The following is a 10,838-nucleotide window of genomic DNA, read 5'->3' as shown; positions in this document are numbered from 1 at the left end:
AAAATGAGCAACATCCCTTGGTATCTGGGTCAATATGATCGCAGAAATTATCAGTCTTACCTTACAGCTATTGCGCAGGAAACACCTGATGGCTGGCGTACGATCGAGAACCCTAAGAAACTATTTCCTCGTACGGGTGAGGTTGAGTTTAACGACTCTGATGCTTTGCCGCTCCGTAAGGGCGAATGGGCCGCTTTTCATGTTGGGCCAGGTACTCGCAACAGAGCGCAGGCGAAACGTGCTCGCCGTATTTATCCTTATTATGATTTATCTTCCGGCCAATCGCTGCTGGAAGCGCGTCGCCAATTGAGCTTTGATGGCATAGCTACAGATGGTGAACCGGGGGTGTGGGCTATTCGTTTTGGCCTGGATGGCTTGATTCTGGCAAATCTGGCTGAGTCGAAAACAGGCTGTCTGATCATTTCCAAGAGTCAGAACGTCTATGAATATGACTTCCGTGAAGGCGGCGTGATTTCCGTATCAGGCATATCTGATAACGGAAAATTGTTTTATATGCCTGATGTCGATGCGTTGCCTACCCAGATCCATGACTGGACGCCGGATAAGCAGTACATCGAATACGTCATTCAACTTCTTTCCTGCGCTGATTTGACGGTCGATATCTCTTCATGGCTTCGAGTGCATACAGACGAGCAAAACGGAAAATTATCTTCCGGCGTCGATGCTCTTCTGGCTGCTGCTCAAATGCTTCGGGCAGGAGAGTTGGCTAAGAAACTGGAAGAGGAGGATTCTCTGACTCGTCAATTTACCGAAGCTGTATTGAAGGACCAGCACATCACCCGCCTTCTCGAGCATCAGATACAAAGCATCGCGGAAGAAGAGCGAGTCACGTTGCGCGCCCAACAGCAAAAGGCGCTCGATAATGAATTTTCGGGTGAACGGCTGCGACGTCGTGAAGTTATTGAAATGGAAATGGCCGTATTTGATAAGGCAAGGAAAAGCCAAATCGAGGAGGAGATTGCACAATTATGGCAGTTCCAAAAAGAAAAATTACAGACTGATTTTGCAGAAAATAAAGCGGATATAGAAAAAACTCTCAATCAGGAAAAAGAGTATCTCAAAAGCGAAATTAGTCGTCTGAAAGACGCCAGCAATGAGTTATGCGCCCAGAACGAAAATCAGCATCATATATTGGCTTCCTTAACCTACGAACATGAAGCATGTTTAGCATCTTTAAGAGAGACCGAAGAACGTACTGCTCAGGCAAAAATTGAACTCGAAAAGATGGATGTCGCGATTGCTGAGAAGTTTCGTCATATGGCTTATTCAGTATTCCCCAAAGTATGTCTTCCGACGCAAGCGAGAGTAGTATCATGCGAAGAATTCGGCCAGCTCGTTAGAGAGAACAAATTGCTGACACCCAGCGGAAAAATATTGATGACGCAATTTCTTGCGTTGATGTTAGCCGGTGAATGTCCGTTGTTATTTGGTCCGGAAACACAAGACTTTCTTGCTGTTGCTGAATCGCTGATTTCTTCAGGCCGCTCAATTCGACAGATCGCCGATCCAACGATAATTTCCTGCGAGGATCTATGGGTTCGTGCGGGAAATAATATGGCGACGCCGCTTTACCAAGGATTATTGTTGAGTGAAGCTTCTTGTCCCCGAACGATCCTCGCTGTGATTGAACGTGTCGAATGTTCCGCTGTGCGTTTCTGGTTGCCAGCGCTGAAAGATCGATTATACCGAGGTGATTTGCACCGACGCTTTCTGATTTGCGGCACCATTGAAAACGAAGATTGTGAAGAAATGGAGGAAATTAAGGAACAACATCTTCGCCTACGAATGGAAAATGTCGTCATTCGGAATGCGATTGCGCTATCTCCTTTATATCTTTCTTCAGAAAATCATAGCGAACTGGACCCCGGTCCAAAATCGCAAGGTTCTTTCCCTGACAAGCTCGCTATCGCGGATGAAATGTCAGCCGGACGTTTGGATCTAGCAAATACACTACGGGCGATGAGAACGGCACATGAGGTGGTGCCGCTTGATACTGAAAACAAAGCGATGCATCAAAAATATTTAGTCGATTTATATGCAAATTTAAATAATGACGAGATGTATGCCCAATAAATTATAGGAGAAGGAAATCATGTTAGACCCTATTGGCGGTTTTCGCCGTATTCAGGACTTCTTCATTTCATATATAGAAACTAGCTTTCGAATTGCCGATCCTTCAGTCGCGGCCTCAAGACGCAATCTTTTGAATAGTAGCGGAGAATTTGCCGCGGAGCCTTACATTGAACCTGTTTTGCGGTATGAGTCTTCTGATAAAACGCTTGAAGCTCTGGCCGAGATGGAAGGTGGACCGCTCAATAGCTTGTCTCCTAAAGGCCGTAAGGCGTTCGTTGAACTAGCGTTATCCGGTCTATTTGATTCGAAACTAGGTGACGAAGTCTGGTCGCGTCGTTCAGTCCATGCACCGTATAGCCACCAGACGCAAATGCTGGAGCGCGGTATTCTTCCCGGTAGACCCGGCATCGTGACATCTGGTACAGGTTCGGGAAAAACCGAAAGTTTTATGTTGCCTATATTGGCTGCATTATCGAATGAGGCTGTCAACTGGGCCGCGCCTTGCGAAGGCTATCTGCAAAATCGGTGGTGGACTGGCGAAAAAACAAACTGGACTTCTCGTCGAGAAGGAGAACAACGCCCGGCGGCCCTCAGGGCGATGGTGCTTTACCCGATGAACGCTCTGGTTGAAGATCAAATGGCGCGTTTGCGTAAAACGCTGGATTCCGAAGGGGCGCGTGGGGTTATGGAGCAGCATTTCTCCGGAAACAAGATATTCTTTGGGCAATATACCAGCGCAACACCGATTACAGGCTATGCCAGCCATCCACGTCTTTCCGGAGTCAAATCGGAAAAAAGTCGCCGTGCTCGTAATCTTGAAAAGTTACGTAAGGCATTGAAACGGATTGATAGCGATCAGCAGGCTGCACGTGCGTTCGATGAAAAAGAAAACACTGCAGAAAAGACTCGATATATATTTCCTTCGACAGACGGCGGGGAAATGATGTCTCGCTGGGATATGCAGGCTGCTCCGCCTGACCTCCTCGTCACTAACGCCTCAATGCTCGGGGCAATGCTTTCGCGCGAAGTCGAAGACGGTATATTTGATGCTACTCGCGAATGGTTAATTAATAACAACGACGCATACTTCTATCTGGTATTTGACGAGTTGCATTTATTACGTGGTTCTGCTGGAACTGAAACCGCGATGTTGATTAAGTCGCTAATTGTAAGACTCGGGCTTGACGACCCGAAACATCGCTACAAACTGCGTTTACTCGCGTCTTCAGCATCGCTGCCGATGGATGGCGTGGATGGAGAGCAATCTCGTAAATACCTACGCGATCTATTTTCGCCCTTCGGTACTTGCCGCGATTCTCTCGATCCCGGTAGTGATGATCCTGATTTCTGGCGTAACTGCGTCATTAAGGGAATACCTTATGTACCATTGAAACCAGAAGGAAAAATAGCTGTGCGGCCTTTCGCCGCATTGATGCGTGTTGCCCTCGAGGGGCAGGAAAATGTCGTACGCAATCTGAAAATGACGGACGCGCTTAGTCAGGCTTTGTCTAATGTCTTCATGGCTCTAGACGTGAAAGCGCAAAATAGCATGCAAGGCATTAAACAAGCAGCTGAGAAAGCAGCAGCGTTGCTGACCAATGCTTGTATAGAAGATGGCAGCGAGTTGCCGCGAGCGATGCCGCCGGGAATAATCATTGATAAGGTTTTTCTGAAGGAAGACCCAAGTAATCAAGATGAATTGGAATTAGCATTACGCGGATTAATGCTGGTGCGTGCGCTGCCAGAATCTGAGATAGATTGCGATAAACCCGCCAACGTCACACCAGCTTTTCGCGTGCATACATTCGTCAGAAATATTGAGGGTTTCTTCGCCTCCGTATTGCCGGGAGAGCAAAAGGCGAAATTCTCCGATTTTTGTTTGGAGCGTGGCTTGTCTCACGCTCCAGCAGGCCTAGGGGAGAAACGAGGTCGCCGTTTATTCGAGATGTTGTACTGCGAGGCATGCGGAGAATTACTGATCGGCGGTCAGAAGGGACAGAAGGGCGGTAAGACAATCGAATTATTACCTTCGGCGACCAATCTAGAAAATCTTCCAGAACGCCCCGGCGCTGAATATTACGACGATATGACGTTGGATGAATTTGCGGTTTTCTGGCCTGTCGATACTACTCATTCAAGCCCGGTAGGCTGCGAAAAAGGTTGGGATGTCTGGGATAAGGCGGTGCTCAATCCAGTTACAGGCATTGTGACGATCGGGCAGGAAATATTTCCGACAAATACTGACGCGGTTCACGGATATCTTTATTTCCAAAAAACAATTCCGGGTAAAAAAGGCGAGCCGACAAAGAGACCATCCGCGCAGCCTTTCTGCTGTCCTAACTGTGGCATTGACTACTCCAGCCGGCCTGCCAGCAATCGTACCAGAACGCCCATTCGCGCGTTTCGTACTGGTGTGACCAAGTCATCCCAGCTTGTGGCGACAGAATTATTTGAATTGCTACATGCGATCGGTGCGGAAGCAAAGAGTATTGTTTTTTCAGATAGTCGGCAGGATGCGGCATCTATGGCGCTAGAAATTGAACGATTGCACTTGCGCGATCTACGCAGGGAAATATTGGTCGCAGCAGCCAGAACTATGCTTAAAGAAGCAGAAAACAATTATATATCAGAAGATATTCTTAAAGATCAGATGACCAAAGCCATGCTGGCTAATGATGATAATGAGTACGGCCGACTATATGCTTTAAAAAAACATCAAGAGGGCATTGCTAATCTTTGTAAGTATAAACGCATAAAAATAGATAGGCTATTAGAGTCTGAAGGTGATTCAATCGGAAGAATTACATCTGAGCTGGTTGGCTTGGGAATATCACCATATAAGTATCGTTCCAGTTCAGATGATGAGGATAGCAATGTTTGGCATGCTAATTTTACTAAAGAAGATACGGTTGTTAAATATAGCGATGGACTATCTTCTCATGAAAAAATGAAGATAAAAACAAAAGTCGCCGGCGATCAATTTGAACTGATAGATGATGTCATTTTTGCTAATACCTTCTTCGCGCTTGAGGAAACAGGCCTGGCATATCCATGTATATCAAATAAAGATGACTTACCAGAGTTAGATGCATGGTTAAGGGTGTTTTCAGGGGCGTATCGAGTTACAGATAATAAATATTTTGACTCTACACGTACCCGTGATTGGTATGAAGGCAGTCATGTTGAAAAAGAGAAAGTTAAGCGCGTTGCCAGAGTATTATTCGGTGATAGAGGGTATCAAGAAGGTTTGACACGTATTTTAAATCAATTCTCTCAGCTTGAGCATAAGGCTGGGCGAATTAAGATCGGTAAATTGTTCCTCAAAATTAGTAAGCCAGGCGATAGTTATTGGCAATGCAGGAAATGTGGGCGAATTCACTTACATTTAGGGTTCAAGAATTGTACTCGCTGCTTAACCCCACTTGAAGTTAAACCCAGCGGAGTTGTCGAAAAGCTATGGAAGGAAAATTTTCTTGGTAAACGCATTGTTCGTGGAGAGCAAGACGGAGTTAAACGTTTCAGGCTGAACGTCGAGGAATTGACGGGGCAGACAGATGATTTCTCCGATCGCCTACGTAAATTTAAAGGCATTTTTGTTGATGAAATGAGTGAACTCGAAAAATTAGATGCGGAAATCGATATGCTTGCCGTTACCACGACAATGGAAGTTGGAATTGATATCGGTTCACTTCAGTCGGTTTATCAAGCCAACATGCCTCCTCAGCGGTTTAACTACCAGCAGCGCGTCGGCCGCGCTGGGCGACGTGGTCAGGCTTTTTCTTTCGTTATCACATTTTGCCGCGGACGAACTCATGATGCTTACTATTTCGCTCATCCTCATGCGATCACCGGAGATCCACCACCGCCGCCTTTTTTGGCAGTAGATCACGATGCCATTCCATTAAGACTTATGCGGAAAGTATGGCTTAGAGCTGCATTTAATCTTTTACGTGAAGAGGATCATAAAAAGGGAATAGCTTTCCCTGGAGATAAACTCGTTCCGCCTGATATTCATGGCGAATATATTTCTACGCATGATTACTATCATAGCGATGAAACTAATTGGGCTGAGCGGTTGCTGGGAGCATTGAAAGCAACTCAGAATATACATGATCGCTTTGTTATAGCAGCAACGTTCGATCCAAAGCAAAGACAACGCCTTTATTCCGCATTAGATGCGGAAAGAATAATTAATGAAATTGCTGAACTGAACGACTATGTCCCTAGCGAAGATATGGGACTTGCACGTTTCCTGGCCGAGCACGGAAAACTGCCGATGTATGGAATGCCGACTCGGGTGCGCAACCTTTATTTGGGATTGCGTAAAACAAAAGGGATAAACGCTCAAGAAGAATACGAGTGGTCGACGATGGATCGCGATCTTGATCTCGCAGTTTTCGAGTATGCTCCAGGCTCGGTACTGATTAAGGATAAGAAAAAGCATGAGGTAATAGGCTTCACAGGTAATTACCAAGAACCTCAGGTACAGAACAACCGAATATCTGATCTCTCGACGGTAGGCTCGTGGCAGGAGTCATGCAGCCATGTAGCAATTTGCCCGGCATGTGGTTCCGCCAAACTAGAACTAGATAAACCTGACAACGACATTAATTGCGAGGATTGCTGCACGCCGATTAGCCCTAACGAATTCAGACTTTATATCACACCAGCCGCTTTTCGTACGGATTTCAAACCTAAAGACGATATAGATAATTTTATCCGCATGTCGTTGAAAACCACAGCAACAGTGTTGCATGAAGGCGTTCCAACAAAATGCGGTTCCTTCACGGTACAACGAGGTGAAGTAACCATTCTACGCCTCAATGATGGTCCCATTAGCGGAGAAAAGGAAGGCGAACGATTTAATGTTGACTTGGTGAACGATCAAAAAGCGCCAATGCCATTTTCTACTTATTGCCCGTCAGTTAAAGGCGAGCAGGCTATCGATTCAGACTGGCTAAAATCGCACGCTAACCCACGCTGGCAGCTTCGTGGCGAGGAAAAAAGTTTTGGGCTTGTATCAAGCAAAGAGACAGAGTCTCTTCATCTTGAAATAACGAAATTCGATACTCGCCTTAATATGGATATGGTTGCCAGATACGGCGAGTACATGAATTTACCTTCGCGCGCTGCGGCTATTAGCGCGACCCAGATCTTGACGCATAAGGCAGCGCTCTATCTGGATGTTTCGCCAGATGAATTTGAAATGCTTGAACCCCGACTGCATCTTGGTAAACCCAGACTGCAAATCGCCGATGCGTTAATCAACGGTTCAGGACTATGCAGACGGCTTGCCGAACCAGCTACTGCTAACGGCTTTCCTCTGATAGTCAAACTATTACATGAAATTCTCGAAGAGAATGACAAATGGCCGATGGTTGATTTTTTAAACAAAGATCACCCGATTCAGTGCCAAACTGCGTGTTACAAGTGCATACAGCGCTATGGTAATCGCCAGTATCACGGTTTACTCGACTGGCGTTTAGGTTTGGCCTATTTACGGGCGATGGTTATGCCCGAATTCGCATGTGGTCTGAATGCCGCAGACTGGAACCAGCCGGAGATGAAAGGATGGCGAGAAAGAGCATTTCAGTTAGCGGAAGACGTCGAGGCTCTTCGACCAGCAACAATCAAATTGTTAAAAGAGTATTCGTTACCTGTTCTTATCGAAATTCAGGATGGAAAAGAACTCTGGCGTGCAGTTGTTACACATCCCCTATGGCAATCGAAGGACCCTGAGCGAAATGCTCTGATTGATTCCATGGGCCTAGCTGATGGGAGATCTTCACTTAAGTTCATTGATACATTCGAGCTGGAAAGACGACCATTGCGTGCGCTTGCTAACCTTAAGCCTAGTTAAAATATAGCAATAGGGCTGATAGTTTTGATTGATGAGGTTTTAATGGATGCGCTTTCGATATGAAAGCGCATTTATATAATTACATGGCATCACCGGGTTTTAATTTACAAAGTTTATTCGACTGAGTGTCTCTATGTGATAACAAGATTTTAAGGTAGATATAACAATGCAGAGCGAGTCGTTTGAAGCTTGGTCTATTAAGTTATTTTCCCTTTTATAGTTCAGAGATTACAGGTGAAGATCTTTGTTCTTTTTTGTTAGTATGTTCCATTTAAGCAGGGGGGGAAGAAATCGATGATATACTAAATTTAAGTAAGGGGTTTTTCAGTTAAAGAACACAAAGAAATATATTCTATGCACTCATTAAAGCTACACAAAATGCTTCGATGATATTGATATTTTAAAAACTACAAATTAAAACAGCTGAAGAATTTAAGGGGTATCGAGAGCATTTAAAAGTGTTGAATTAGAGATAATGCTACTTTGAGTGTTGTTTTCGGTAGTTGAAAATAGTGGTTAGTTAGATGTTTTTTAATGTGCTATTTTTATTTATCAAATTAACAAGTTTACTGTCGAAGGTAGTCTTGAACAGTGTAATTAAAGTTACATAAAAATCTTTTCAGTTCCCTAATGTTGGCTTACAATATAAGTTATCCATTAGGGTATCTTATTGAAGAAAGTAGGGGGCATACTTACTTATCAATTGAATGGCAACTGGATAACATTATTTTTAATAAATGTTTTATGCTTCATGCTTCATGCTTCATGCTTCATGCTTCATGCTTCATATTGCTAATGATAGCTAGTAGTATTTTACATAAAATCTCAAAAGATAAATGCGATGCAAATTTTTGATAATGATGGTACTGAACTAAATGCAGAGTGCTCTGTAGTTGAAGAAGATGGGGTTTATGGATTAATTCTTGAATCTTGGGGGCCAGCACACAGAAATAAAGACTACAATATAGCTCTCGATTGTATTATTGAGCGGCTGATTAGTTACGGTGTGCAAAATGTCATTGTCTATCTTGCCTCATCGACAGCCAGAAAACACATGCCGTCCATAGCTGAAAGAAAAATCCATCCAGGTGAATATTTCGCTTTAGTTGGCAGTAGCCCTAGAGATATTCGACAGGAAATGTGTAGTTATCAATCCCATTTCAGTAGTACAGGCAGAAAAGAAGTACCTTCAGGTAATAGGACAAAGAGAATAATAATATGTATTCCTACAGTCAATAGTGAAATTTTTTGGGACCATGTAATAAATGGAGAATCATCAGATATCTTGCAACCTACAGATGATGAGAGAATTTTGAACGCAAGGGTTAGCCGACTGATAAAGAAACCTTTGACTGAACCAGACGGATATAAATCACCAAGCTCGATAGAGCGACTTCAAAAGATCTATGCTAGAGATCCAGCCGTAAAAGCTTGGATCTTGCAGCAAAGTAAAGGCATTTGTGAAAGCTGTGGTGAAAAGGCACCGTTTTATTTAAATGATGGCAGTCCGTATCTAGAAGTACATCACGTAGTACCTCTTTCATCAGCCGGAGCGGATACCACAAGCAACTGTGTTGCACTTTGTCCTAACTGCCATAGGGCATTACACTACAGTCAAAATGCAAAAAAACTAATTGAAGCGCTCTATATTAATATAGAAAGATTAAAGAAATGACTGCGTACTTTGCTAAGTGAATCGTTGCCGTGTACTTACACTTTGGAATGCAGCGGGCATGCAGGGAGGATGCCTAGCCTGGAACGAATAGCGGTCGTTCGCATAGTATAACAATGGGAATGCTGCTTACGTCGTTAGATCTGACAGCTATAAGTTGACCAATATGTTCGATGTATACACGCAATGCGTTGAGAAATACCGTGCCCCTAGCCTGCGTGACTGGCGTGGGGATGTATATCCACGTGGATTTTTTTCCCCTCTTCCGGCAGAAGCCGAACTGCTGAATCTCAGCAAAGAAAATGTATTTGAATAAGGATTGTCTATCCTAGAATATGTTTACAAGGATTTTTGACCAACAAAGCTGGTTTTAATATATGCCTCAATTATGTCGATAGACTGATTTGTGAAATTTGAACTACCCGAATGTTTAATAACCAGATATTAGAATAAAAAACGAATAACCAACTGAGATAAAATGCTTTTTTGAGCTATAATATAAGAAGCCATCTTAGGGGCGGTTCGGACTTGGCACTTTTGCTTCATTGTCTTTACCACTCTTAAAGTGGCTTACATCACGACAGGATGTCTAATGTGAATCTGTAATCAATATAAGGATATAACCATATGAAAAATCAAAAAATAACTTTTAGAACCGCAGCAAGTGCGGTGAATTTTTTGCGTGCTTTAGGGCATCGTCGTCTCTGGATAACCCGGTTCTGGGTTGGTAATTATGGTGTAGATTACTACTATACCATTGTTGACTGGGACCTCCGCGTGTTGGCTGACTGGGATGAGACCGAACTTCGATGGGACATCAGAACTCCTGCATGGAAAGTAGAACCAAATTCACGTGATTACCTCCCAGAAGACGTCTTAGTTGAATTTGTCTCTGAAGAGCAATTATTTCAGTTGTCCACAGTACATTCATTTTTGTAAACATCAGGAGGGGCTTTGTCCCTCTCTTTGGGGCCACTTGGAAAACCGAAATTATCCCATGTTGAACCTATTTTTAAGCGATAAAGAATTGACAGGCAGCTTTGAGTGATAAGTAGACGGCTGCCCCATGTTGATCATTATGCTTTGATTTAAAAGCGCATGCTCTTTTTATCAATATTATCTAGGTTTAAATTAAGGATGCCTCCATCCCTTTACATCAGAAACCCATCTTATTATGTGTTTTTTTGAGTTAATATCTTTGTTCTAAAAGAA

The 10,838-nt window shown here is 43.7% G+C and carries 4 protein-coding genes; all 4 read left to right on the top strand.

The genetic code is table 11. From position 1 onward, the window contains the following. The first annotated feature begins 3 nt into the window (after window positions 1-3). The 4 genes from VH86_RS21070 to VH86_RS21060 all read left to right on the top strand — a co-directional run bounded on the left by VH86_RS21070 (window position 4) and on the right by VH86_RS21060 (window position 10,565). Window positions 4-2,094, top strand: coding sequence for a hypothetical protein (locus VH86_RS21070; RefSeq protein WP_045834004.1), 2,091 nt, complete (start codon window positions 4-6; stop codon window positions 2,092-2,094). Between the two features lie 19 nt (window positions 2,095-2,113). After that, the gene (locus tag VH86_RS21065; RefSeq protein ID WP_045834003.1) at window positions 2,114-7,954 is read left to right on the top strand and encodes a DEAD/DEAH box helicase; all 5,841 of its coding nucleotides are present in this window, start codon (window positions 2,114-2,116) and stop codon (window positions 7,952-7,954) included. 841 nt (window positions 7,955-8,795) lie between these two features. Further along, entirely contained in the window at window positions 8,796-9,629 is an 834-nt protein-coding gene (locus tag VH86_RS25290) for an HNH endonuclease signature motif containing protein (RefSeq protein ID WP_072050633.1), read from the top strand. Between the two features lie 624 nt (window positions 9,630-10,253). Next, the gene (locus VH86_RS21060; protein WP_045834002.1) at window positions 10,254-10,565 is read left to right on the top strand and encodes a hypothetical protein; all 312 of its coding nucleotides are present in this window, start codon (window positions 10,254-10,256) and stop codon (window positions 10,563-10,565) included. Window positions 10,566-10,838: the final 273 nt, after the last annotated feature.

The organism is Pantoea sp. BL1, assembly GCF_000963985.1.
Lineage (GTDB): Bacteria > Pseudomonadota > Gammaproteobacteria > Enterobacterales > Enterobacteriaceae > Pantoea > Pantoea rwandensis_B.
Note: the sequence above shows the minus strand (reverse complement) of the source record. Positions and strands in the feature narration are given on the sequence as shown.

What these genes read in the sequence shown, in the direction of transcription:
- VH86_RS21070 (WP_045834004.1), top strand. Translation starts at nt 4, where the DNA reads ATGAGCAACATCCCTTGGTATCTGGGTCAATATGATCGCAGAAATTAT.
- VH86_RS21065 (WP_045834003.1), top strand. Translation starts at nt 2,114, where the DNA reads ATGTTAGACCCTATTGGCGGTTTTCGCCGTATTCAGGACTTCTTCATT.
- VH86_RS25290 (WP_072050633.1), top strand. Translation starts at nt 8,796, where the DNA reads ATGCAAATTTTTGATAATGATGGTACTGAACTAAATGCAGAGTGCTCT.
- VH86_RS21060 (WP_045834002.1), top strand. Translation starts at nt 10,254, where the DNA reads ATGAAAAATCAAAAAATAACTTTTAGAACCGCAGCAAGTGCGGTGAAT.